Raw genomic sequence first — 24,806 nt, 5'->3', positions numbered from 1 at the left:
GGGGTCAGCCGATCCTGCTGTTCACCGAGCCGGTGTCGTCGCCCCACACGTCGTCGTCCTCGTGCAGCCACGTGGTGGACTCCCGGTCCCGGGAGTCGCCGCCGCCGCCCCCTCCGCCCATGCCGCCCATCGGGAGGAAGGGCATCCCGGCGCCGGTGCCGGAGCGGGTGCCGAGGCTGGTGCCCTGGCCGGGGCCGAGGGCTCCACCGGTGCCGATGCCGGTGCCGCCGTAGGTGACGGGCGTGGCCGACGTGGTGGGCGTGGTGTATCCGGGGGTGGTCGCCGTCGTGGGCGTGGTGCCCGTCGGGGAGTAGCCGGACGTGGTCGGGTTGTAGTCCGCCAGGCTGGTGGTGCCGTCGGTGCCGGGCGGGTTCCGGTTCAGGCCGGCCGTGTCGACCGACGGCTGCGTGCCGTTGTCGGGGCCGGTGGTGGAGCCGATGGGGACGGTGCCTCCCGGGACGCTGGTTCCGGGGGGATAGTTGCCGTTCGGGTCATAGCCGTTGGGGTTCGTGCCGTTCGGGTCCACGCCGTTCGGGTTCGGGAGGCCGGTGCTCGGGTCGTAATCGGCGAAGGAGGGGCCGCCGGGGTTGCCCGTGCCGTCAGTGCCGCCGTTCAGGCCCAGGCCGGTGTTCGAGTACGGCGAGGGGTTGCCGGTGGGCAGGCCCGTGGGGTAGTCGACCTGCGTGGGATCGTCCTGCGGCATGCCGGGAGGCTTGATGTCGCGCAGGCTCTTGTCCACGGTGTCCGGGATGGCCTGGTGGACGACGACGAGGTCGTTGGTGAACGTCTGCAGGTGGAGTCCGGCCAGTTCGTCCGGGGAGCCGAAGTCGGTCTTGGCCTCGTTCAGGACCTTGCCGTCGCCGCCGTAGTAGCCCGCGTAGGCGCTGTAGATGTCGGGGATGCTGTCGTCCCAGGTGGCGCCGGTTCCTCCCCTGTTCGTCCAGGTGTTCAGGATGCCCTTGCTGTGGTCCTCCATGAACGCCTGGTGCTCGCGGACCACGCTGGCGAGGTTGTCGACGGGCGTGTGCATCGCGCCGAGCTTGGTGGCCAGCTCGCCCATCGTCACGTAGAGGATGCCGAGGGCCGTCTGCGCCTCGACCGACGCCTCGCCCTCCCACACCTCGGCGAGCTTGATGGCCTGGGTCTTGATGGCCTCCCTGGCCGTCTCGACCGCCGTCTTGGCGTCCTCGTACGAACTCGCCGCCTGCGTGATGCTCGTGAGGTTGAAGCCCTTGATGAAGGTCACGACCTGCTCGACGCTGCGGCCTCCGGTCTCGACGGCCCAGCTGCCGCAGGAGGGCTTGATCAGGTGGATCTCGTGCTTGGTCCCACCCATGCCCCTCACACCCCCTGGTTGACGATGTCCGTCACTCTGTAGGTGCCGGCTCCGGCTTCCACCAGCGCGATCGCGGTGGAGAAGTTCTCCAGGACGTCCTCGTAGACGTCGAGGAACTCCCGGTGTGCCGTCTCCAGCGTCGTGGCGAACGACTCGGTGCCCTGGTTGCGGTCGATGCTGCGCAACTGGGTGCGCACGTCGGAGAGCGAGCCGTTGATGCTGAGGTCCTGGATCGAGCCCTGGTGCTCGCCGTAGCCGCCACCGTTGATCGGCTTCATGATCTCTCGCAACGCCTCGGCGACGTTCGTGATCTTCGTGGCGTCGTACCCGACGCCGTCCCGTTCGGCGACCAGGCCCGGCCAGTCCTCGGGCGGTTTTGCTGCTCCCACGAGACCTCCCCCCTTAGGGCACTCGATCATGCACCTTACTCGAACAGTTCCTTTTCCGTACAGAAGACACAGAGTCAACTTGCGTAACATATGGCGCTATGCAGACCCAGAAGGATCTCTATCAAGCGCATCGCCTCATGACACTGCGCCTGGGTCTGGCGCTGATGCAGGGGGAGCCCGATCTGCCCGAGTCGCCGATGCGCCGGCAGACCGTGGCGACGTTCGGAGGGATCCTGATCGCGATCCTGGTCGTGGCCGCGTTCGGGATCTGGGGGCTGCTCAGCCCGGGGAACGCCACCAAGCTGACCGACGCAGGGCAACTGCTGATCGAGGAGGAGACCGGCGCCTCCTACGTCTACAACCAGCAGAGCCGCAAGCTGCAGCCGGTGGCCAACTACGTGTCCGCGCGGCTGCTGCTCGGCAACGACGAGATCAAGGTCAGGACGGTCTCGGCCGAGTCCCTGGCCGGTTTCGCCCGCGGGCAGAAGGTCGGCATCCAGGGGGCGCCGGACTCGCTGCCGGACAAGGAGCGGCTGGTCAAGGCCCCGTGGTCGGCGTGCGTCGCGGAGGGGACCGACGCGGCCGGGACGCGCAAGCCGTTCGTGACGCTCGTGGCCGGCACCGACCTCGGCGGGACGCCGGTGGGCGACGAGGCGCTGGTCGTCAGCGACGGGCAGCAGAACTGGGTGCTCTGGGCCAACCACCGCATGCGGGTGGCGAACGTGGCCCGGCTCACCGACCAGACGCCGCGCCGCGTGCCGGCCTCGTGGATCAACGCCATCCCGGCGGGGGTGGACTTCGCCGCGCCGAAGATCGCCCAGCGCGGCGACAAGGTCCGCGGGCCTGACGGCAGGGCGTCCAGGGTGGGGCGGGTGTACAAGGTGGAGTCGGTGGCGGGCGCGGCCGAGCGGTGGTACGTGCTGCTCGCCGACGGCCTCGCGCCGATCGACCACACGCAGGCCATGCTCCTGCTCCTGGACCCGGCCAGCAAGCCCGCCTACGGCAGGCTCCCGGTCCGCGAGACGGTGATCGACGCGGCGACCGCCAACGCGGCCAGGGCGTCCGCGCGCCGCCTGCTGGACAGCGGGCTCCCGGCCACCATGCCGAGCTTCCGCTCGCCCGGCATGTCGGCCCCGCTCTGCGCGGTGTACGAGGACACCGTGAAGGGCTCGACCAAGGCGGTGCTGACCACGGGCAGCCGGATGGGCCTCCCGACCCCGGGGACGAGCGCCGGCGCGGACAAGGTCGACCAGGTGCTGCTGCCGCCGGGCAGCGCCGTGCTGGCGGGGACCCTGCCGGGCGAGGGGCAGCTGTCGTCGGTGCAGCAGTACTGGCTCGTCACCGACCAGGGCAAGCGGTTCCAGCTCACCTCGGCGGACACGGTGGGCAAGCTCGGGTACGAGGCCGCGGACGTCGCGCCGGTGCCCGCCCACCTGCTGCGGCTGATCCCGGACGGCCCCGCCCTGGACGAGGCGGCGGCCCGCACGCCGGTGCAGGACGTGCAGCCCATCCAGCAGGCCAGCCAGTGACGGCTAGACCTGCAGGTTGGTGTCCGGGCGGAGCTGACCGGTGTCCTCGTCGTAGACCAGGCCGTCGTTGGTGAACGGCTGCCGCATGCTCGTCGGGTCCCCGGTGTTGAGGACGGACATCTCCGACGGGATGGGGTCGACGGTGGGGAACATCTGGCCGGTCATCTGCGTGTACTGGACCGCCAGGAACATGATCCCGGCCAGGACCGCCGTCTTCTTCCAGTTGCTCGCCACGATCTTCTTGGTCGCGGCGAGGATGGCCTTACCCAGAGCGGCGCTCATCCCGTACACGGTCACGGCGGAGACCGGATGCCAGCGGGTCGCGAAGCAGAAGATGCCCCAGGCGAGCATGACGCCGGCGATGGCGAGCACGATGTAGGAGACGATCTTCATGAAGTCGGCGGTCGAGGAGACGGCGTTACCGGTCTCGTCGCGGATGTTCTTGAGCTGCCCGATCGACTCGACGAAGCTGCCGTGGACGCCCGAGAACGACTGGAAGGCGCCCCCCTCCCACTTGCCCTCCTCCTTCAGCTGCGTCTTCAGCGCCTCCAGCTCCGTCACCAGGTTGTCGAGCTCGGTGGTCACCCCGTTCTGGTCCGTGGAGCGCCAGTTCGTGGCGGAGTCGTCCATGCCTTCGGGGTTGGAGACCAGCGTGCCGAAGGCGGCCGCGACGTAGAAGGCCCACGGTTGGGCGATCATGACCGCCGCCGTCAGGGACATCATGGCGGCGGCGCTGAAGGCGTCCTTCCCGTTCACAGCTCCTCCTGGCCGATCACCTGAGGCGCGATGTCCTCGTCGCCGCCCCAGACGCCCTCGTCCTCGGACAGCCCGACGGTCTTGTCGCGGTCGCGTTCCTCGCCGCTGCCCGCGCCCCCGCCGCCCATCGGCATCATGGGCATCATCGGCATGCCCGGGGTGCCCGCTCCGCCGCGCAGCCCGGCCGCGGCGCCCGGGGCGAGCCCGCCCCCGCCGGAGCCCGCGCCCATGCCGGTGCCGGTGCCGGGCACGCCGCCGAGCTGGTTCCCCGTACGGGTGCCCAGGCCGGTCGCGTTGGGGTCGAGGGACGGCACGTTCGGCGTCGTGGGCTGGTAGGACGACAGGTCGGTCTTGTTGGGGTTGTTCAGGGCCGAGTCGAGGTCGGGGACCCGCGTGTCCACCTGGTCGGTGTTGGGCAGGCCGGTGTTCGGCAGGCCGGTTCCCGGCAGATCCGTGCCCGGCAGGCCGGCCGACGGGTCCTGGGTTCCCGGCAGGTCGGTCCCTGGGAGATCAGTGCCGGGGAGATCGGTGCCCGGCAGGTCCGTCCCCGGCAGGTCCGTACCGGGGAGATCGGTGCCGGGGAGGTCGGCGCCGGGAACGTCGAGGCCGGGCACGTCGGCGCCCGGGATCTCGGGCTGAGGGCCGTCGAGTCCCGGCATCTTGGGGGCGGAGACCGGGCCGGGGCCGCCGGGGAGGTCGGGACCGCCGCTGTTGTCGTCGGCTTCCTTGTAGTTGTCGTCGGCCGCCCTGAGCGCGGGCTCCCAGCTCGCCAGCGCCTCCCTGGCCCGCTGCAGCGCCTCGCGCTGGGACTCGATGGCCGATTCGTGCGCGCCGTGCACGCCCATGCCGAGCACGCCGAAGTGGGGCCAGGGCACGCTCAGGTCGCCGGTCCTGCCCCCGAGGGTCTCGAGATAGGTGACATGGCCGCCGATCTGCCCCCCGGCGCGGTCGAGCTCCCCCTTCGTGAAGGAGACCCCGGACGACGGCGGGCCGTCGGAGCCGGGCGTGGGGAAGGTAGGCCAGGTGTTGCCCATCAGCTCATCCGATCACGGGTTCCGTCGTGTCATGGCCGGTCGTCCAGGAGTTGGGATCCTCGGAGAGGTACGTGGTGCGCTCGACGTCGCCGTAGTCACCACCGCCGCCGCCCGCGCCCCCCGCGCCGCCCATGAACGGCATGAGCGGCATGCCGCCCATCGGCCCGCCGATTCCGCGCCCGGCGGCGCCCAGCGCGGACTGGCCGCCGAGCATGCCCGGGGAGCCGATCACCGAGGGGACGCCCGGGGTCGAGCCCACGGGAGTGAGGACCGAGGGCGGGGCCACCGTGGTGGTCACGGGCGCGAGCGTGGTGGGCGTGAACGTCAGGGTCTGCGGCGTGACGGTCGCGAGGTCGGTCTGGCGCGGGTCCGTGCGGGTCCCGCCGTCGGTGGTCGTACGGTCCTCGTTGCCGATGACCGACGGCGCGGTGCCGTCGCCGGTGCCGGAGCCGGGGTTCCGGCTCGGGTCCTGGTTCCCCGGGGCGCCGGGGTCAGGGGAGCCGGGGTCCGGGTTGTTCGGGTTGCCGGGGTCGTTCGGGTCCGTCCCGCCGGGGGTGGAGCCGTCCGGGTTGGTGCCTCCGGGGTCGGAGCCGCCGGGGTTCGTCCCGCCGGGGTTGGTGCCGCCCGGGTTGGTGCCGCCCGGGTTCGTCCCGCCCGGGGCTCCTGCCCAGCCGCCGGAGCTGTCGTACGCCGTCGAGCCGAAGGTGGGCCCCCGCGTGCCGGAGCCGGTCGGGTAGCCGGGGTTCTCGTACCCGCCGCCCGTGCCGGGGAGGCTGACCGTCGGGAGCTCGTACATGATGTAGTCGGGGACTTCGCTGTCGAAGATCGTGACGATCTCCGTGTTCAGCTTGTGGATCGCGTCCTGCGCGATCATGTTCTTGGCGGCCTGCTCGATGTCGGGCTTCTCGGCGCCGGTCCCCTGCAGATGGTTGCCGTCGATCTCCGCGTCCGTCGGCGCGCGCTTGGCCTCCTCCCTGGCGGTCTCCAGGTGGCCCGCGTACGACTGCAGCGCGGTGCCCATCTGCTGCATCTTGGTCGACAGCTCCTGGCCGGAGGCGTGCAGGAGCTGTAGCGCCTGGCGGGCCTTGGAGGCGTCCGGGCCCTTCCAGATCTGGGCGATCCGGCCGGCGTGCTCCTCCAGGGAGCTGATCGCCTGCTCGACCTTGCTCGACGCGAAGGTGTACGTCTGACCGGCGCCCCGGACGTAGGCCGGATCGGTGCTGTTCAGCCAGGAGTTGATCTCCTGGCTGGTGGAGCAGGGCCGATCGCCGAAAGGCGCGCTGGCGTAGGACGTGATGGTGACGATTTCCTGCTTGCTCACCAGGCGATCATCCCTCGTTGGCCTGGCGCGCGCCGTCGTGGTTCGCGGCGCTGGCCTCCACCGCTTCGACCACGTCCCGGTACGCGTCGATGAACTTCTGGTAGACCTCGGCGAACTTCTGGCCCGCGTTCTGCGAGCCCACGGTCGCGGCGAGGGCCGAGGCGTCGTTCCACTGACCGATCTGGGAGGTGGTCAGCGGGATCTCCTCGTCCGCCGGACGGTCGCCGGTCGCGATCTGGTTGACGTTGCCGTTCGGCCGCTCGCCGTTGCCCAGCATGGCTTCGAGGCTGGCCCGCAGCTCCTGGGCGATGACTCGCATGCTGGCCGGCGAGTTCTCCCTCGCGTCGAACAGGTTGGGGTCGACCGGCAGCTCGGCACCGCGTTCGTCCGGCAGGGCCATACCCGTCATTCCTTTCCGCTAGCAGCAGTCCTCCCGGCCACCGCTCCGCGACGATGACCGAGAGGGGGTACGAGCCGGGCTAGTCCATCCAGATGCTGATGTTGCGCTGCTCGGCGGACTGGTAGTTGCCCTTGGCGACGTTGACGGCCTCGGCGGCCTTGAACAGCTGCTCGCCCATGGCCTTCTCGTGCTGGTTCCACTGCTGGCGCTTGGTCTCGAAGTAGGTTTCGGCGTCACCCTGCCAGCTCGCCCCGAGCTCCCGCTGGATGTCGGCGTAGAGGTCGTCGGTGGCCCTGTCGAGCTCGGTGATGACCTTCTTGAGCTCTTCGTAGGCCTGCTCCATGGAGCCGAACCGGACAAAGGTGTAGTCGTCAGGCATGGTCATGGCGTTGTCCGTCCTGCTCAGCGGTTGGCGTTGATGAGGGAGTCGATGCGACCGGCGCCGCCGTCGCCGACGAAACCGCCCGCGATGTCCATGTTCTGGTCGGCCGCGTTGCGGTAGACGCCGGCACCGATGTTGAGCCGGTCGTAGATGTCCTCAAGGATCTTGATGACGCCCTTGAACTCCCCGTCCCACTGGTCCAGCGCCGCGCCGAACCGCTGCGCGGCGCCACCCTGCCAGCCCTGGCTGGTCAGGTCGGCCTTGATCTGCTGCACGCGCTGGCGCATGCCCTCGATGTACTGCGCGGTGTCCTGGCAGTAACCCGCCGCGTTGGTCAGCTGAGTCGGACTTGCCCCGTACAGAGACACTGGACCTCCAAGTCGACATGGCGTTGTCCGTCACGTGGGCACAGCATGCAACTGACCCCCATGAACAACATCAAATGCCATGTTAGTCAACATCAACCCCAGGATTCCCAGAAATATCAGATTACGGATTGGTCGCGCTGTAGCGACGTTCGAGTGAACGCCCTGGTGGCGGAACCGCGGCTTTCTGACCAGGAGGACGTGCGGCTGTGGTGATCGGGGTCAGATCTCCAGCCGGCGGCGGATGCGGTCGAGTTCGCCCATGACGTCGGTGAACGCCCGGTCGTAGGCCGCCTCCGCATTCTTGATGTCGTTCAGCGCCGAGCTCGGGTCGGTGGCGAGCTTCATGGGGTTGCCCCGCTCGCCGAACGCCTCGCCGGCCATCTCGGTGAACTTCACCTGGAAGTCGGCCACGGCCTCGGCCAGCACGACCTTGATCAGGTCGGCCAGCTCGCCCGACGCCAGCCGCATGGCCTTGGGGTGCAGGTTCAGCTCGCGCAGGCCGGTCTGGTCGTACTCCACCGTGACCAGGCCGTCCTCGTCCTCGGCCCGGCCCACGCAGTCGCCGGCGCCGCGCTGGAACTTCTCCAGGCGGGCGATCTGGTCGTCCATGCCCTTGAGCAGCTTCTCGATGTCGATGTTGGCGAAGTCGCCGAACTCCTGCATGCCTTCAACCTCCCGTACGAGATCAGCCGGACAGTCCGCGCACCCACGTGTAGACCTCCAGGACCCCCAGCGCGAGCGGGAAGAGCTGGACGATCAGCGCCACGTCGAGGATGTCGGCCGCGCGCCCCCAGAACGGCGACGGCCTGCCCGTCGCCAGCCACAACCCGATGCCCACCGTCATCAGCGCCAGCCACAGGATCCCGGTGGCCACGGCCACCGAGCCGACGATCTCGCCCTGGCCGACCATCGACATCGCCAGCATGGCCAGGCCCGCCAGGCCCGTGCTGATCAGCCAGACGCGCTGGCCGAGCCCGCGGAACACCCGGGCCCGCATGATGAGCGTGAGCGACAGCGACACCGTCATGACGTCCGCCACCCAGCCGTCGGCGAGCACCAGCAACGCCAGGGCGATCAACGCCGAGAGCGCGATCGCGGCGACCATGCCGGTGGCGTAGCCCTGCGCGATCCGCGTGCGCTCCTGGATGGCCGGCGCGTCCAGGCGCTGGTTGTCGTTGCGGAGCTCCTCCGCGGTGGTCGGCATGGCCGGCAGCGGCACCTTGGCCAGCCGGAACGACAGCGTGGGCACCAGCGGGCTGAGCGCCAGCAGCAGCGCGATGGCCACCGCCGCCACCCCTGCCGGCGGCGGCGACCACACCATCACGACCGCCGAGCAGATCCCGCCCACCGTGGCCACGCCGGCCGTGCCGAGGAAGCCGGGCACGCCGTCGGAGATCAGCGCGCCGCCCACGGCGGCCACCAGGGCCAGGCAGGCCAGCGCCGCCAGCAGGTGCGGCGCGCCGAACCCGGCCGAGGTCCCCGGCGCGAACAGGCCGGCGACGAACCCGTACGGCAGCGCCGAGTGCCCGATCAGCGCCCCGGCCATCGAGTCGCCGACCGCCCTGGACAGCAGCGTGCCGGTGACGATCAGCAGCAGCGCCAGCAGCCCGGCCACGATGGTGACGGTCAGCGCCGGCATGCCGGACAGCGCCAGGCCGACCGCGCCCAGCACGAGCAGGGCCGTCGCGCCGCTCGCGCCCATGACCCTGGTCTGCGTGGCCGACCAGGCGCCGCGGCCCTCGCGCACGCCGGTGGCGACCACGTCCGCCACGTCGTCGAACAGGGCCGGCGGCAGGATCGCCTCACGCGGCCTGAGATAGAGGATCTCGCCGTCGAGCACGCCCAGCGAGCCGAGGCTCTGCCCCAGGTCGAACGGCTGGCCGCCGAGCCGCTGCAGCGTCCAGCCGGGCGCGGCGGCGGAGTCGCCGTTCACCTCGCCCAGCGCGCGCAGCAGGCTGGGCAGCACGTTCGGCAGCGGGATGTCGGCGGGCAGGGCCAGGTCCGCCTTGCGCCGGGGGCCGACGATCGTCACGTGGCACTGGGCCGGCAGCGGCACCGGAACCTGCGACAGGGCGCCCTGCTGGATCGGCCCGCGCGGCGGCCCCGGCGGCCCGGCGTATCCGGCGGGCCCCCGCGCACCGGGTGGTGGCCCGTGCATCGGCGGCTGTCCAGGTGGTGGCCCTGGGATCGAAGCCGGCGGGCCGGGCAGAGGTCCCTGAACGATCTGTCCCATCTCTACTCTCCGTCCCCACCAATGGTCACGGACAACAGAGAACATATCGGGTCTCTTCTGGTAAGAACGTCTCGATGAGCATCGTCGTCGTACGCCGACCAGAACGCCGCCCGGGACCCAAACCGCCGCGCGGCGAGGTCCTGCTCGAATCTCCGCCCGAGATTCCCGAGGTCCAGCCGCAGGGCTTCTCGATGGCCCTCACCTACCTGCCGATGCTGGCGGGCGCGGCGGCGATGGCGCTCATGTTCACCGCCTTCGGCAACGCCAACCCGATCATGTACGTGGCCAGCGGCCTGTTCGCGCTGTCCATGGTCGGCATGACGGCGGGCCAGCTCACCCGCCAGCTCGGCGAGCGCAAGTACAAGCTCAACGGCGCCCGCCGCGACTACTTCCGCTATCTGGGCCAGGTGCGCAAGAAGACCCGGCGCGCGGCCAGGCAGCAGCGCGAGGCCCTGGAGTGGAGCGGGCCCGAGCCCGACGCCCTGTGGTGGATCGCCATGGGACCCCGGCTGTGGGAGCGCCGCCCGCGCGACGAGGACTTCGCCACCGTGCGGCTGGGCACCGGCGTCCAGAAGCTGGCCATCCAGCTCATCCCGCCGGACTCCAAGCCCGTCGAGGACCTGGACGCGCTGGCGGCCGGCGCGCTGCGCAGGTTCATCAGGGCGCACTCCACCGTGGCCGGGCTGCCGGTCGCCGTGGCGCTCGGGTCGTTCGCCAGGATCCGGATCGGCGGCGACCCCGGGACCGTGCGCGACCTGGTGCGCGCCATGATCGCCCAGCTGACCGTGTTCCACTCGCCCGACGACATGCGGATCATGGTGTGCGCCGGGAGCGAGTGGATGACGTACTGGGAATGGGTCAAGTGGCTGCCGCACGCGCTGCATCCCGAGGAGACGGACGCGGCCGGCCAGGTGCGCCTGATGACCGACAACCTGGGCGAGCTGGACCGGCTGGTCGGCGGCGAGCTCAAGGAACGCGCCCGGTTCCGGCCCGGCGCGGCGGCCGAGTCGCTCCCGTACCACGTGCTCATCCTGGACGGCGGGCACGTGCCGCAGGACTCGCAGCTCGGCAGCGACGCCATCCAGGGCGTGACGGTCATCGACCTGTCGGGCTCGTCCGCCGACGTGGAGGAGAAGAGCACGCTGCGGCTGGACGTCCAGCCTGACGGGTTCCACATGGTGAAGCTCGACCACGCGGGCAAGGAGCACAGGACCCGGCTCGGCGATCCCGACGGCCTCGACTACCTGCGGGCCGAGGGCCTGGCCAGGCAGCTCGCGCCGTTACGCACCTCGGCGTCCGGCGGCGGCGACGCCGAGGACGTGCTGGCGGCCAACACCACGCTGACCGACCTGCTGGGCGTGGGCGATCCCGGCCTGCTGGACCCGGCGGTCGCCTGGCGGCCGCGGGCCGGCCGCAACAGGCTGCGGGTGCCGATCGGGCTCGGCGCCGACGGCCGGGTCGTGGAGCTGGACATCAAGGAGTCCGCGCAGGGCGGCATGGGGCCGCACGGGCTGGTCATCGGGGCCACCGGCTCCGGCAAGTCGGAGCTGCTGCGCACGCTGGTGCTGGGCCTGGCGGTGACGCACTCGTCCGAGATCCTCAACTTCGTCCTGGTCGACTTCAAGGGCGGCGCGACCTTCCTCGGGCTCGACTCCCTCTCCCACGTCTCGGCGGTCATCACCAACCTGGAGGACGAGCTCCCGCTGGTCGACCGCATGTACGACGCCCTGCACGGCGAGATGGTGCGCCGCCAGGAACTGCTGCGGTCGGCGGGCAACTACGCCTCGCTGCGCGACTACGAGCGGGCCAGGGAGCAGGGAGCGGACCTGGCGCCGATGCCGACGCTCTTCGTGGTGCTGGACGAGTTCAGCGAGCTGCTGTCGGCCAAGCCGGAGTTCGTCGAGCTGTTCGTCATGATCGGCCGGTTGGGCCGCTCGCTCGGCGTGCACCTGCTGCTGGCCTCGCAGCGCCTGGAGGAAGGGCGGCTGCGCGGCCTGGACACCCACCTGTCGTACCGGATCGGCCTGCGGACGTTCTCCGCCATGGAGAGCCGGGTCGTGCTCGGCGTGGCCGACGCCTACGAGCTGCCCTCCGCGCCGGGCAACGGCTACCTCAAGTTCGACACCACCGGCATGACCAGGTTCAAGGCCGCGTACGTGTCGGGCGCCTACCAGCCGGACGGCCGGCGCGTGAGCGGCGACGACGGCCACACGATCCTGCGCCAGGTCGTCGAGTACGGCCCGGCGTACGTGCCGCTGCCCGTCAAGCCGAAGCCCAAGGAGGCCCCGGCGGCGGAGGTGGACGAGCGCTCCCCTTCGCAGACCAGCCTGCTCGACATCCTGGTGCGGCGCCTGCAGGGGCACGGACCCGCGGCCCACCGCATCTGGCTGCCGCCGCTCGGCGAGCCGCCCACGCTGGCGCACCTGCTGCCGCCGCTCTCGGTGACCCCCGAGCTCGGGCTGTCCACGCCGGGCTGGAACGGCAGGGGGACGCTGCACGCCGTCATCGGCATCATCGACAAGCCGTTCGAGCAGCGGCGCGACCCGTACTGGCTGGACCTGTCCGGCGCCGCCGGGCACGTCGGCGTGGCCGGCGGCCCGCAGAGCGGCAAGAGCAACGTGCTGCGCACGCTCGTCACCGGCATGGCGCTCACCCACACGCCGGCCGAGGTGCAGTTCTACTGCCTGGACTTCGGCGGCGGCGGCCTGGGCACGCTGGAGGGGCTGCCGCACGTGGGCGGCGTGGCCACCAGGCTCGACGCCGACCGGGTGCGCAGGACCGTGGCCGAGGTGTCGGGGATCCTGCGGCAGCGGGAGCGGGGGTTCGCCGAGCGCGGCATCGAGTCCATCGCCACCTACCGCAAGATGGTCGGCGAGGGCAGCGCCCAGAGCGACGGCTTCGGCGACGTGTTCCTGGTCATCGACGGATGGCTGACGATCAGACAGGAGTTCGAGAGCCTGGAGGCCGTGATCACCGACCTGGCGGCCCGCGGGCTGGGTTACGGCATCCACGTCGTGGCCACGACCAACAAGTGGTCGGAGTTCCGGCCGGCCATCAGGGACCTGTTCGGCACCAGGATCGAGTTCAAGCTGGGTGACGCGTACGAGTCGGAGATCAGCAGGAAGGCGTCGCTCGCCGTGCCCGAAGAGTCGCCGGGACGCGGCCTGACCAGGGACGGCATGCACTTCCTCGCGGCGCTGCCGCGGATCGACGGGCGGCGCGGGGCGGACGACGTCTCCGACGGCATGCGTTCGCTGGTCGAGAACGTACGCAAGGCGTGGCAGGGGCCGTCGGCGCCGCCGGTGCGCCTGCTGCCGTCGCTGCTGCCCGCGGCCGACCTGCCGGGGCCGGAGCTGACGGGCCCGCGCCGGATCGCGATCGGCATCGACGAGGACGCGCTGGCGCCCGTCGCGCTCGACTTCGAGACCGACCCGCACTTCGTGGTGTTCGGCGACAACGAGTGCGGCAAGTCCAACGTGCTCAAGCTGATCATGGAGGGCGTGGTCGCGCGGCAGACGCCGGGCGAGGCCATGATGATCGTGATCGACTACCGGCGGTCGCTGCTGGACACGGCGGTGACCGACCACCGCATCGGCTACGCCGCCTCCAGCACCGCGGCCAACGACCTGATCAAGGACGCCCGCTCGGCCCTGCTCAAGCGCCTGCCGCCCGCCGATCTCACGCCCGAGCAGCTCCGGTCGCGGAGCTGGTGGCAGGGCGCGGACCTGTACATCGTGGTGGACGACTACGACCTCGTGGCGACCGCCAACGCCAACCCGCTGGCGCACCTGGCCGACCTGCTGCCGCAGGCCCGGGACATCGGCCTGCACCTGGTGCTGGCCCGTCAGAGCGGCGGCGCCAGCCGGGCCATGTTCGACCAGGCCGTGCAGCGCCTGAAGGAGATGGCCAGCCCGGCGCTGATCATGTCGGGCAACCGGGAGGAGGGCCAGCTCTTCGGCAACGTCCGGCCGCAGCAGCTGCCCGTGGGGCGCGGCTTCTACGTCGACCGGCGGAACGGCTCGCGCCTGATCCAGACCGCGTACCTGGAGCAGGAGCAGCGGTGACGCCCTGACGGCGGGGGCCGGGAAACGCCCGGTTACATGATCGTGAACGGCGAGCGCCTATTGCCCTTCACCTGGGCGAATGCCGATTTTTCAGGCTTATTCGGGTGGTACAAAGATCACGTGTCGACCGAAGAGGCATCCCCGCTGAGCCCGTGCCCGCACAACCCCGCGTGCCCGCCGCCCGTCTGCCTGCCGCCGTCGCTGCGGCCCACGGCGGCGACGGCGACGCCGGTCCGCCACGACCCCGCGGGCGGCACGAACCTGCCAGGCTACGAGACCCGGACCGGCCACATCGACGGGTTCGCCGGCACCATGAGCGGCACCGCCGACGGCGTGGGCCTGGTCAGGGAGCGGACCCCGCGCTTCGAAGGCTGGAACCTGGTCCCCCTGGCCGGCGTCCCCGTCATCGGCCTGATGTTCGTCAACCGCCTCAACACCATCTCCGACACCTGGCGCGACAGCGCGGGCATCCTGCGCGACGTGCTCCGTACGGACGCCGCCAAGGTCAGCAGGGCGGCCGCCAACTACCGGCAGGCGGAGAACCCCGGCGGGGAGAACTGAGAGATCATGGCGCCTGACCCCCGGCTGATCCTGCCCGGCCAGACCACTCCCCCGCAGGGCACCCAGCAGCTCCACCTCGCCAACAACCACGGCAACGTCACCAGGACCGTCCAGGTGCCGCCCGCCGCCACGCGCACCGACCCCGGCTTCTTCAAGCGCCTGGTCACCCAGCTCAACCCGCTGAGGCAGACGACCAGGGGCGCGATGATGCTCTCCGGCCTCGGCCTGGGCGCGCTCGCCATGGACGTCGCGGCCACGGCCAACCTGGGCAACCCGTTCCTGTTCTACGACCGGCGCGAGACCTGGAAGGAGATGTCCGGGTCGCTGGAGGGCAACCGGTCCAACCTGTGGCGTGGCTACTTCGACGACATCTCCCCGAACTGGAACGGCCAGGCCGCGGGCATGCTGCAGCAGTACGTCCGGTTCAACGTCAACGGCCTGTTCAGCCAGCTCGGCAAGGTCAGCGACGAGATGAGCGGCACGATGCACGGCCAGTACAAGGAGGTCCTGGAGTACGACCTGTCGGTCATGGGGCTGTACGCCGCCTCGGCGCCGATCCTGCGGACCCTGGCCGCCATGAGCGCGCACCCCGTCGCCAAGGTCGCCCTCGCGACCCAGGTCGGCGTGTTCACGACCGCGCTCGGCAACCTCGTCAAGCAGTTCGCCGACATCTACAACTCGTACGAGGGCGATCTCAACAAGCTGGAGCTGAAGCTCAACGACCTCAGGGGCGCCTTCTACAACTCCGGCGACCCGAACCTCGGGGCGCGCGAGCTGAACCTGTCGGACACGATCGAGGACGCCACGGTGGACGACATGTGGGTGCCGGCGGTGCAGGACTGATGGGCGAGATCGACGCGTTCGCCGCGGGCCGGGAGGGCGACCTCGCCGCTCTGCTGCGCGAGATGGACGGCTGGACCGCCAGGGTCACCGGCATGTTGGAGGAGCTGTCGAGGGAGCGGCTGGAGGGCGCCGACGCGAGCGGCATTGTCCGGGCCCGGGTCTCCGGCACGGGGCGGCTGCTCGGGCTCGACATCGACGCCAGGGGCCTGCGCGACCTGGACCACGAGCGGCTGGCCGAGGCCGTCAAGGAGGCCGTCGGGGCGGCGCGGACCGCCATGGGCGACCGGCTGGCGGAGCTGACCGGCGATCCTGCCTCGGCCGCCGATCCTCTGGCGCCCCACGTCGAGCGTGTCATGCGGGAGGGCTGAGCGGTGCGGGAGATGGAAGAGGCGATGGCGCGCCTGGACGAGCTGGTCTCCACGGCCCGGCGGGCCGAGGAGGCGGCGGCCGAGTGGAGCGCGCGCCGGTTCACCGGGCGGGCCGACGAAGGCCGCGTCGTCGCGACGACGGACGCCCTCGGTGTCCTGCTCGACCTGCGGATCCATCCGGTGAGCCGGAGCCGGCTGGACGCCCGCCGGCTCGCCGACGAGATCCTCGCCGCCATCACCCGTGCGGAGGAAGAAGCCGAGACCGCCAGATCCCGTCTCCTGCCCGGCCTCCACTGACAGGAAAGAAAAACCCCCTCCAGGGCCTCCTGGAGGGGTTTCTGAGTACTCATCCCCCTCCGGCATCGCCGGTGGGGGATTTCGCGTACCTGTCCCCCTCGGGCGTCAGCCGGTGGGGTTTCGAGTACGAGTCCCCTCCGGGGGTCACCCGGAGGGGTTCTCGCTCCTGGATCAGCCGCAGTTGCCCCAGCCGGTCCTCATGCCTTCGTCGCCGACGCTGCCGGCGAACCGGACGCACTTGCCCTTGGCGGGCAGCTTGATCGGTCCGGCGTAGTACTCGTAGTTGCCCAGAGCGGTCTTGGCCTCGCCGCCCTGCACCTCCAGCGTGACGCTCACCTCGGAGGCCTTGCCGACGTTCACCCGCTTCAGGGTGACCGCGCAGTTCTCACCGGTGGCGTTGTTCCAGAGCTGGTAGGTCTCGCCGCCCTTGAACGCCTGCTGGCGCTGCACGACGAAGCCGGAACCGCAGACCTGGACGGCCGTGTACGGGTTCTTCGCCGAGGGCGTCGCGGTCGGCTTCTTGGTCGGCGTCGCGGTCGGCTTGACCGTCGCCGTGGGCTTCGCCGTGGCCGTGGGCTTCGCCGTGGGCGGCGCGGTGTCCGCCGGGGGCGGCTCGGGCGTGGCGGTCTCCGTGACGGTCGGCGTCGGCGTGACCGTCACCGTGACCGTCGGGGACGGCGTCGGGGTCGGGGTCGGGGTCTGCGTGACGGTGACCGTCGGCGTCGGATGGACCATGTCCTCCGACTTCGACGGGCGCGGCCTCGACCTCTCCGTCTGGGTCGCGTCGGAGGACTCCGTCACGGTCACCGTCGGCTGCGCCTGGGTCGGCTGGGTGACCGACTGGGTGGCGATCTGCACGGGCGTCGGCACGGTGCTCAGCTCCGGCGGCGCGGGCGACTGCGACTCCCAGTCGTTGGGCAGCACCATGGGGCCGACGTCGTTCGGGTTGCCGTTGGTCGGGCTGGCCCACGGCACCGTCACCTCGGGCTGGCTCTGCTGAGGCTCACCCTGCGGCGGCGGGTTCTGCTCCGCCTGCGCGACGCCGTTCTCCACCTTCTCGCTGCCGGAGCCCCGCCCGTCGGCCTGGTCCCCGGCCGCCGCCACCGGCTCGAAGCGCTGGGTCGAGGCGTACTGGTTGGCGCCCCAGAGCCCCACACCGGACAGCAGCGCCAGCGCGCCCACCGCGGCGACCAGACCCGCCGGGAACTTGCGCCGCGGGCTGGAGGACACCGTCTGCCCCGCCACGGGCGCCTGCCGCGTCTGCTCGCGCGGAGGCTCCCAGGCCGGGGCCGGCGGCGGCATCGGCACGCCCTGCATCGGCTCGGCGCTCCCCTGCAGCGCTCCCTGCGGAGGCACGCCGGGGTGCCCGCCTTGCTGAGGCACGGGCGGCGGCCCCCAGGACTGCTGCGGAGGCACGCCCTGAGGAGGCATCATCTGCGTCGGCACGCCGTCGAGCGGCACCCCCTGCACGGGCACGCCCTGCAGAGGCTCTCCGTCGGCCTGGGCGCCCTTCTGGGCGACGACCCCGCCGCGCTTGTCGCCGAGGAGCTGCAGCAGCGCCATGTACGTGGTCGGCCGCTGCGCGACGTCCTTGGACAGCGCCGACATCACCACCCGGCGCAGCGGCTCGGCCAGGTCGCCGAGCTCGGGCTGCGCGTTCAGCAGCGCGTCCTCGTCATGGCCGAACGGCGGCTGCCCGGTCGCGGCGAACACCACGGTCGCCGCCCAGGCGAACACGTCGGCGTAGGGCCCGTACGCCAGGCCCCTGACCTGCTCCGGAGCCCGGAAGCCCAGCTCGCCCACCGGCTCGCCCTGGTCCAGGTCGGTCACACGGGGGCCGTCGGCGCCGATGATGACGTTGTGCGGGGTGAGACCCCGGTGGGTGATGCCGGCCAGGTGGACCGCGGTCAGCGCGGTGAGCACACCCACGGCCACCCGTTCCAGGCCGTCGCCGTCGAGCGGGCCGTCCTCGGCCACCACCTCGGCGAGCGTACGGCCCTCGACGTACTCACGGGCCACATAGAGGTGGTCGCCGTGCTCGCCGGCCTCCAAAGTCCTGGCGACGTACGCGCTGGACACGCGCTGCACCCCGGTGAGCCTCGCGACGCCGTCGTCGCCGCCCTCCGGCACTGGAGGCAATAACTTGATCACTGTCAGCGGCGCGTCATCGGACTCCTTGCCGAGGAACACCGCTCCGCGCGGCCCGTCAGCCAACCGTCCTGAGATGACGTACGCGCCCAGCTTTTCGGGATCACCCGGCAGCAGGGGGTGCATCTCCATCCCTTCAGTAAAACCATGATCTCGAAGGGACATTCAACCGCATCTACCACTTTTGCATCAGTAGTTTCACCGACGAATTGACAATTCACCCACAGGACAGCCTCAAGACGTCCGGCCGGGCCGCCAGCCCCGGCGCCGGCCCAGCGGCACGAGCAGCGCCAGCGCCACCGCCACCATGGCGGCGAGCAGCGCCCCGCCCCCCACCGCCGTGGCGATGCCGATGGCGGTCTCGTCGCGGGGCGGGACCTTGGCGATGGCGTCGGCCGGCAGCGCGGTCGGCGGCGGATCGGCCACCACGGGCGCGTTGGCGGCCTCGTACGGCAGCACGGCCGTGACCGCGAGCACCGGGTTCACCATGCCCGCGCCGGTGCCCGCGCCGGCCGTGCCGTCGGCGGTGGCGATGATGCGCCGGCGCACCTGCTCCTGGTTGAGCCCCGGGAAGCGGGCCCGGACCAGGGCGGCGGTGCCGGCCACGTACGGGGTGGCGTAGCTGGTGCCCTCCAGGCCGCGCTTGTAGGCCTTGCCCGGCCAGGGGGCGGTGATGTCCGTGCCGGGGCCGACCACGCCGACCGGGGTGGCGGCGTTGGAGGAGTCGACGCGGCGGCCGTCGGGCGCGGCCCCGCCCACGGACAGCACGCCGTCGTAGGCCGCGGGATAGGCGGGCACGCTCTCGTCGTCGGGGCCGGTGACGTTCCCGGCGGCGGCCACCACGACGATGTCGCTGGCCAGCGCCCGCTGCACCGCGGCCCGCAGGGACGTGTGGTCGGAGGCGCGCACGGAGACGTTGATCACGTCGGCCCCGGCGTCGACCGCGTGGTTGATGGCGTCGACCAGCTTGCGGATGTCGCCGTCTCTCTTGTTGCTCTGCTTGAGCACGACGAGCCTGGCGTCGGGCGCGACGCCGTGGAAGGGGACGCCGGCCACGTAGCGGGCGGCGATGATGCCGGAGACGGCGGTGCCGTGGCCGACGCAGTCGTGGTGGCCGGTGTGCGTCTCGTCGACGATCTTGGAGACGCGCAGCTGCGGGTGGCCGTAGTCGACGCCGCTGTCGATGACGGCGACCGTCACCCCGGCGCCCCTGGTCAGCCGCCAGGCGTTCTTGACGTCGAGACGTTTCTGCGCCCACGGCTCGCCGGCGGGCAGCTGGAGCGTGCCCTTCTCCGGTCTGCAGTCGTCGGGCGCGGCCGCCGCGGGAACCGCGGCGAGGTGCAGGGCGAGCAGGCTCGCCAGGAGGGCGCGACCGATCATGTCGGGAAAGCGTAGCGCGCCCGGGCCGGCGCGCGGAGGCCCCGACCCCGGACCGGGGCCTCCGCGGCGCCGCCGTCAGCGGGTCGCGGACTCGATGTTGCCCCGGTAGGTGTCGATGACCCGGGACGCCTCGACGAGCTCCTCGGTCATGCGCTGGAAGGCGGTCCGGTAGTTCTGCCAGGCGCCCTGGAACTTCTGGGCTCCCGGGCCGGTCCAGGCCGTACCGACCTTGGCGGCCTCCTTGTCCAGCGCCGCCATCGTGGCGCGCACCGCCTCGGACTGCTGCTTGAACTGAGCGGACATCGCCTGCATCTCTGCAGGGTCGCCGCCGAGCATGCTCTGGCTCACGCAAACCTCCTGGTTGGGGACGCTGAGTCGGACGGGGAAGCGCCCTCACCCTAGATGCGCCCCCACCGCCTCGTCGGCCTCCATACCGAGCGGCTATGGCCCCCTACGACCCGACCCACCTGCGGATGATCGATTTGCAGCACTTACACTCCCCTCAGTGCTCGCCGAGGAAGGATGGATGTCGGTGCAGAAGGTTCTCATCGCCAATCGCGGCGAGATCGCCGTACGGGTGGCTCGCGCGTGCAAGGACGCCGGGATCGGGAGCGTGGCCGTCTACGCCGAGCAGGACCGGGACGCCCTCCACGTGAAAGTCGCCGACGAGGCTTACGCGCTGGGCGGTCAGTCGCCCGCGGAGACCTACCTCGACTTCGGCAAGCTGCTCGACGTCGCGGCGCGGTCGGGCGCCGACGCGGTGCACCCCGGTTACGGCTTCCTGGCCGAGAACGCCGGCTTCGCCCAGGCGGTCATCGACGCGGGCCTGATCTGGATCGGCCCGCCGCCCTCCGCCATCGCCGCGCTCGGCGACAAGGTGCAGGCCAGGCACATCGCCCAGAAGGTGGGCGCGCCGCTGGTCGCCGGCACCAAGGACCCCGTGTCCGGGGCCGACGAGGTCGTCGCGTTCGCCGAGGAGCACGGCCTGCCGATCGCGATCAAGGCCGCCTACGGCGGCGGCGGGCGCGGCATCAAGGTCGCCCGCCGGCTGGAGGAGGTCGCCGAGCTGTACGAGTCGGCGGTGCGCGAGGCGGTGGCCGCCTTCGGCCGGGGCGAGTGCTTCGTCGAGCGCTACCTCGACCGGCCGCGGCACGTCGAGACCCAGTGCCTGGCCGACAGCCACGGCGACGTCGTCGTGGTCAGCACCCGCGACTGCTCCCTGCAGCGCCGCCACCAGAAGCTCGTGGAGGAGGCCCCCGCGCCCTTCCTCGACCAGGAGCAGCTCGACATCCTCTACACCAGCTCCAAGGCCATTCTCAAGGAGGCCGGCTACGTGGGGGCCGGCACCTGCGAGTTCCTCGTCGGCCAGGACGGCACGATCTCCTTCCTGGAGGTCAACACCCGCCTCCAGGTCGAGCACCCGGTGACCGAGGAGGTCGCGGGGGTCGACCTCGTACGCGAGATGTTCCGGATCGCCGACGGCGAGCCGCTCGGCTACGGCGACCCCGAGCTGCGCGGCCACTCGATCGAGTTCCGCATCAACGCCGAGGACGCGGGCCGCAACTTCCTGCCCGCGCCGGGCACCCTCACCGCCATGCGGGCGCCGTCGGGTCCCGGCGTGCGGCTCGACGCCGGCTACGAGACCGGCATGACCGTGCCGGGCGCGTTCGACTCGCTCGTGGCCAAGCTGATCGTGACCGGCCGCACCCGCCTGGAGGCCCTGGAGCGGTCGCGGCGGGCGCTGGCCGAGTTCGAGATCGACGGCATGCCGACGGTGCTGCCTTTCCACCGGGCGATCGTGTCGGACCCGGCGTTCACCTCCGACCCGTTCACCGTCCACACGCGGTGGATCGAGACCGAGTTCGACAACACCATCCCCCCGTACGCGGGAGAGACCCACGCCGACGAGCCCGAGCCGCGCGAGACGGTCACGGTCGAGGTCGGCGGCAAGCGGCTGGAGGTCGTGCTGCCCGCGGGCCTCGGCGCGGCCGCCCCGGCCGCGGCGGGCGCGAAGAAGCCCCGGCGCGCGGCGGGCGGCGCGAAGAAGGCGGCCGCGAGCGGCGACGCGCTGGTCTCCCCGATGCAGGGCACGATCGTCAAGGTCGTGGCCGGCGACGGCGCCACGGTCGCCGAGGGCGACACCGTGGTGGTGCTGGAGGCCATGAAGATGGAGCAGCCGCTGACGGCGCACAAGTCCGGCGTCATCACCGGTCTCTCCGCGGACGTCGGCCAGACGGTCACGTCCGGGGCGACGATCTGCGAGATCAAGGACACGTGACGGCGATATCGGGCCCCAGGCGGGCCCGATATCGGCGATGCCGGAAGTGAGGACCGCCCGGCGTTCCCCAGATCCGCCGGGGGGCTCGCGCGCCGGGAGGGCTTCTGGCGGGTAACGTGCCCAGTGAGGAACTTTGCCGACCGCCCGTTCGTCCTCATGGGCGAAGGAGGCTTGCTGCCAATGACACATCCGCTGCGCCGCGCAGGGGCCGCGATCGCGGTTCTCGTCGCCGGTCTATTCGTCACTCTTGCGCTGTCCCCTGCGGCCATAGCCGCGGCGGCGCCGCCCGATGCCCAGACGGTGCTCTCCCATTGGAAGGGCGGCGACCCACTCTATGTGCAGTCCGGGTCCGCGCTGAGCTCTGACCAGCAGTCCGAGATCCGCGACGCGCTCAAGGACTCCAAGAACGACATCTATCTGGCCGCGCTGCCCGACGACACGGTGACCGACCCCGCCGGCTACATCAAGCAGCTCGGCGACGCGGTGTCCGAGGCCAAGAAGTCCTCGTCGGGCGGCCAGTGGACCGTCGCCGTGCTCGACGGCCCGACGCTGTTCGCCGCGTCCAACTTCGGCAAGGCCGGCATGACCGACCAGCTGTCGAAGCTCGCCGTGCGCAACAACGACGACGTCGTCTCCGGCATGGAGGACTTCATCGCCCGGGTCAACCTCATGGCCGAGGGCAAGACGCGCTCCGCGCTCGACTCCGGCCCGGTCAACGACGGCAGCGGCTTCGGCGCGCTGGCCACGCTGGGCGTGCTCGCGGTGGCCGGCGGTGGCGGCTACTTCCTCTACTCGCGCAACAAGAAGAAGAAGCAGGCCATCCAGGACGCCAAGGACCTGGCCGCGGTCAAGCAGACCGTCGAGGAGGACGTCACCAAGTTCGGTGAGGAGATCACCGCGCTCGACACCGACGTCGTGCTCTCCGGCGAGGGCGGCAAGCACATCGACGAGTGGGCGCAGGCCCTCGACTCCTACGAGAAGGCCAAGACCCAGCTCGCCGCGATCGAGCGGGCCGACCAGGTCCGCGAGGTCACCGGGACGCTCGAGGAGGGCCGCTACGCCCTCGCCGTGGTGAAGGCCAGGGTCGACAACCAGCCGGTGCCCGAGCGGCGCGCCCCCTGCTTCTTCAACCCGCAGCACGGCCCCTCCCTGCGCGACGTGCGCTGGGCCCCGCCCGGTGGCGTGGTCCGCGACGTGCCCGCCTGCAAGGCCGACGCCGAGGCGGTGGAGCGCGGCTTCGACCCGCAGATGCGCGAGGTCATGGTCGACGGTCAGCGCCGTCCCTACTACGACGCGGGCCCGGCCTACCAGCCGTACGCCTACGGCTACTACGGCGGCTTCGGCGACATCATGACCGGCATGTTCATCGGCACCATGATGGGCTCCATGATGGGCTGGGGCATGGGCGGCATGATGATGGGCGGCATGATGGGCGGCGGCTACGACGCCGGTGCCGGCGGTGACTTCGGCGGCGGTGGCGACTTCGGCGGTGGCGGAGACTTCGGCGGCGGTGGCGGCTGGGGCGACTTCGGCGGCGGCGACTTCGGTGGCGGCGACTGGTAGCCCACCCTCACTCACCAGCATGAGCGCGCTCCCTTCGGGGGGCGCGCTTTTCGCTGTCCGTCGCGGCATTTTGGGGATACTCCGAAATTACGTAATATCGGAGTTATGAAGCGAGCAGCAGCCCTGGCCGCCCTCGTCGTGGCCGCCCTCGCCCTGTTCCCGGCCCCGAGCCCGCCCGTGCTGGGCCGGGCGACGACCGGCGACCCCGCCCTGGCGAAGCTGGTACGGAGCGCCGCCGGAGAGGGCGGATACCGAGGGCTGTCGGTCGCCCTCGTCGAGGACGGCCGGATCCGCCACGCCGGGGTGGGCGACACCGGCGGCCCCGACCCGCGCCCGGTGGACGAGCACACGTCCTACGAGCTCGGGTCGATCGCCAAGCCGATGACCGGGATGCTGCTGGCGAGCCTGGCCGAGGAAGGGCTCTCCCCCGGCACGCCGGTGCGCGAGAAGCTGCCGGGCGTCCGCTTCTCCGATCCCGCCGTCGGGTCGGCCACCCTCGCCGAGCTCTCCTCGCACCGCGCGGGGGTGCCCAGCGTCCGCGTGACGCCGCTCTCGTTCCTCCGCTCGTACCTGTACGTCTTCGCCGGCCAGGACCCGTACGGCGCGGCGGGGACGCGGAGCATGCTGGACGACGCCGCGGCCGTCTCCGCCGAGGGCCGGGGCGAGGTCGCGTACTCCAACCTCGGCGTGGCGCTGCTCGGCCAGGCCCTGGCCGAGCACGCGGGCACCGGCTACGAGGACCTGCTGCGCGGGCGGATCCTCGCCCCGCTCGGCATGGACTCGACCGTCGTGCTCGGGCCGGACGAGCCGCTGCCCGCCGGTCACGCGCACGGCGAGGAGAAGAACGGGCTGCCCATGGAGCCGTGGCGCGACCACGGCCACGCGGGCGCGGGCGGCGCCGTCTGGTCCACCTCCCACGACGTGGCCCGGCTCGTCCAGGGCGTGATGGCGGGCTCCGCGCCGGGCGCGGACGCCGCGACGCCGCGCTTCGACGCCGGCCGGGACGAACGGATCGGCTACGGCTGGTTCACCACCCGGCACGGCGAGCGGGAGATCACCTGGCACAACGGCGGGACCGGCGGGTTCCGCACCTACGCGGGCTTCGACCGGGCGTCCGGCCGGGGCGTGGTGGTCATGGGCAACACCGGCACACCGGTGGACGGCGTGGGCCTGCGCCTGCTCGGGGTCGAGGCGCCGGACGACGACAGCCTGGAGATCCGGCCGCTGGTCTTCGCCCTGACCTTCCCGTTCGCAGGGCTGGGCCTGCTCTACTCGGCGTTCCGCACGCCGGGGCTGGACCGGGTGTCGGTGGTGAGCCGCGTCCTGTACGGGATGCTGTTCCTCGGGCTGGGGCACACGGCGGGCGCCTGGGGGGTCGTCCCGCCGTTCGTGTGGGCCCTGGGGGCGGGGGTCCTGGGCGCGGCCACGGCCGCCGCGCTGACCCGCTGGCCCGGTCTGCCGCTCAGCGCGAAGCCGGTGAGGTGGCACACCTGGCTGTCCCCCGCGATCCCGGCCGCCCTGCTGATCGGTTTCGCGGTCGTCCTCGTGACCTGAGG

Annotated in this window: 22 protein-coding genes; 9 read left to right on the top strand and 13 right to left on the bottom strand. The window is 71.6% G+C overall.

Translation table 11 applies throughout. The features are described from left to right. Positions 1-4 precede the first annotated feature (4 nt). Entirely contained in the window at positions 5-1,336 is a 1,332-nt protein-coding gene (locus tag AB0K05_RS01315; RefSeq protein ID WP_364225510.1) for a WXG100 family type VII secretion target, read from the bottom strand. Positions 1,337-1,341: 5 nt separating this feature from the next. Beyond that, positions 1,342-1,725 carry a hypothetical protein gene (locus tag AB0K05_RS01310; protein WP_148036996.1) on the bottom strand — a complete coding sequence of 128 codons (384 nt, stop codon included), beginning with the start codon at positions 1,723-1,725 and terminating at the stop codon, positions 1,342-1,344. Between the two features lie 98 nt (positions 1,726-1,823). Here AB0K05_RS01310 and eccB point away from each other — a divergent pair, with 98 nt between their 5' ends. After that, positions 1,824-3,254, top strand: coding sequence for a type VII secretion protein EccB (gene eccB, locus AB0K05_RS01305; protein ID WP_219543635.1), 1,431 nt, complete (start codon positions 1,824-1,826; stop codon positions 3,252-3,254). Positions 3,255-3,257: 3 nt separating this feature from the next. On the opposite strand, the gene AB0K05_RS01300 is transcribed toward eccB, so the two are convergent. The 8 genes from AB0K05_RS01300 to eccD form a co-directional block, all read right to left on the bottom strand. Beyond that, positions 3,258-4,010, bottom strand: a complete 753-nt coding sequence (locus AB0K05_RS01300; protein WP_271278994.1) for a hypothetical protein — start codon at positions 4,008-4,010, stop codon at positions 3,258-3,260. After that, positions 4,007-5,044 carry a type VII secretion target gene (locus tag AB0K05_RS01295; protein ID WP_364225506.1) on the bottom strand — a complete coding sequence of 346 codons (1,038 nt, stop codon included), beginning with the start codon at positions 5,042-5,044 and terminating at the stop codon, positions 4,007-4,009. Before AB0K05_RS01295 ends, AB0K05_RS01300 begins: the two co-directional genes overlap by 4 nt. 4 nt (positions 5,045-5,048) lie before the next feature. After that, a complete protein-coding gene (locus AB0K05_RS01290; protein WP_271278996.1) occupies positions 5,049-6,365 on the bottom strand; it encodes a hypothetical protein in 1,317 nt (438 codons plus the stop codon). Positions 6,366-6,372: 7 nt separating this feature from the next. Next, positions 6,373-6,765 (bottom strand): hypothetical protein, encoded by a 393-nt coding sequence (locus AB0K05_RS01285; protein ID WP_148036991.1) that lies wholly within the window; start codon positions 6,763-6,765, stop codon positions 6,373-6,375. A gap of 79 nt (positions 6,766-6,844) precedes the next feature. After that, positions 6,845-7,150 carry a WXG100 family type VII secretion target gene (locus AB0K05_RS01280; RefSeq protein WP_148036990.1) on the bottom strand — a complete coding sequence of 102 codons (306 nt, stop codon included), beginning with the start codon at positions 7,148-7,150 and terminating at the stop codon, positions 6,845-6,847. 17 nt (positions 7,151-7,167) lie between these two features. Further along, complete coding sequence (locus tag AB0K05_RS01275; RefSeq protein ID WP_364225501.1) at positions 7,168-7,515, bottom strand: WXG100 family type VII secretion target; 348 nt, start codon at positions 7,513-7,515, stop codon at positions 7,168-7,170. Positions 7,516-7,734: 219 nt separating this feature from the next. Beyond that, on the bottom strand, positions 7,735-8,178 hold the full coding sequence (locus AB0K05_RS01270; RefSeq protein WP_148036988.1) for a YbaB/EbfC family DNA-binding protein: 444 nt from the start codon (positions 8,176-8,178) through the stop codon (positions 7,735-7,737). A 22-nt stretch (positions 8,179-8,200) separates the two neighbouring features. After that, positions 8,201-9,673 (bottom strand): type VII secretion integral membrane protein EccD, encoded by a 1,473-nt coding sequence (gene eccD / locus AB0K05_RS01265; protein WP_148036987.1) that lies wholly within the window; start codon positions 9,671-9,673, stop codon positions 8,201-8,203. Between the two features lie 149 nt (positions 9,674-9,822). On the opposite strand from eccD, the gene eccCa reads away from it, so the two are divergent. From eccCa to AB0K05_RS01240, 5 genes are all read left to right on the top strand, one after another. Beyond that, on the top strand, positions 9,823-13,812 hold the full coding sequence (eccCa, locus tag AB0K05_RS01260) for a type VII secretion protein EccCa (RefSeq protein WP_364225497.1): 3,990 nt from the start codon (positions 9,823-9,825) through the stop codon (positions 13,810-13,812). A 120-nt stretch (positions 13,813-13,932) separates the two neighbouring features. Then, positions 13,933-14,373, top strand: a complete 441-nt coding sequence (locus AB0K05_RS01255) for a hypothetical protein (RefSeq protein ID WP_148036985.1) — start codon at positions 13,933-13,935, stop codon at positions 14,371-14,373. A 6-nt stretch (positions 14,374-14,379) separates the two neighbouring features. Next, entirely contained in the window at positions 14,380-15,216 is an 837-nt protein-coding gene (locus AB0K05_RS01250; RefSeq protein WP_148036984.1) for a hypothetical protein, read from the top strand. Then, positions 15,216-15,584: a YbaB/EbfC family nucleoid-associated protein gene (locus AB0K05_RS01245; protein ID WP_271278999.1), complete on the top strand. Its 369-nt coding sequence runs from the start codon at positions 15,216-15,218 to the stop codon at positions 15,582-15,584. The genes AB0K05_RS01250 and AB0K05_RS01245 overlap by 1 nt, the downstream gene beginning before the upstream one ends. A 12-nt stretch (positions 15,585-15,596) precedes the next feature. After that, entirely contained in the window at positions 15,597-15,881 is a 285-nt protein-coding gene (locus tag AB0K05_RS01240) for a YbaB/EbfC family nucleoid-associated protein (RefSeq protein WP_246639401.1), read from the top strand. A 171-nt stretch (positions 15,882-16,052) separates the two neighbouring features. Here AB0K05_RS01240 and AB0K05_RS01235 read toward each other — a convergent pair whose 3' ends face one another. The 3 genes from AB0K05_RS01235 to AB0K05_RS01225 form a co-directional block, all read right to left on the bottom strand. After that, entirely contained in the window at positions 16,053-18,161 is a 2,109-nt protein-coding gene (locus AB0K05_RS01235) for a serine/threonine protein kinase (RefSeq protein WP_271279000.1), read from the bottom strand. A 102-nt stretch (positions 18,162-18,263) separates the two neighbouring features. Next, complete coding sequence (locus AB0K05_RS01230) at positions 18,264-19,409, bottom strand: S8 family serine peptidase (RefSeq protein ID WP_345482817.1); 1,146 nt, start codon at positions 19,407-19,409, stop codon at positions 18,264-18,266. Between the two features lie 75 nt (positions 19,410-19,484). Further along, complete coding sequence (locus AB0K05_RS01225) at positions 19,485-19,757, bottom strand: WXG100 family type VII secretion target (protein WP_261809082.1); 273 nt, start codon at positions 19,755-19,757, stop codon at positions 19,485-19,487. A gap of 184 nt (positions 19,758-19,941) precedes the next feature. On the opposite strand from AB0K05_RS01225, the gene AB0K05_RS01220 reads away from it, so the two are divergent. The 3 genes from AB0K05_RS01220 to AB0K05_RS01210 all read left to right on the top strand — a co-directional run bounded on the left by AB0K05_RS01220 (position 19,942) and on the right by AB0K05_RS01210 (position 24,804). Continuing rightward, positions 19,942-21,687 (top strand): biotin carboxylase N-terminal domain-containing protein, encoded by a 1,746-nt coding sequence (locus tag AB0K05_RS01220; RefSeq protein WP_271279936.1) that lies wholly within the window; start codon positions 19,942-19,944, stop codon positions 21,685-21,687. A 180-nt stretch (positions 21,688-21,867) separates the two neighbouring features. Continuing rightward, positions 21,868-23,250 carry a hypothetical protein gene (locus tag AB0K05_RS01215; protein WP_261809081.1) on the top strand — a complete coding sequence of 461 codons (1,383 nt, stop codon included), beginning with the start codon at positions 21,868-21,870 and terminating at the stop codon, positions 23,248-23,250. A gap of 105 nt (positions 23,251-23,355) precedes the next feature. Then, a complete protein-coding gene (locus tag AB0K05_RS01210; protein ID WP_364225490.1) occupies positions 23,356-24,804 on the top strand; it encodes a serine hydrolase domain-containing protein in 1,449 nt (482 codons plus the stop codon). Positions 24,805-24,806: the final 2 nt, after the last annotated feature.

This window comes from Nonomuraea sp. NPDC049486, assembly GCF_040676925.1.
GTDB lineage: Bacteria > Actinomycetota > Actinomycetes > Streptosporangiales > Streptosporangiaceae > Nonomuraea > Nonomuraea ferruginea.
The sequence above is the reverse complement of the archived record's forward strand: the minus strand, read 5'-3'. Positions and strand labels throughout refer to the sequence as shown.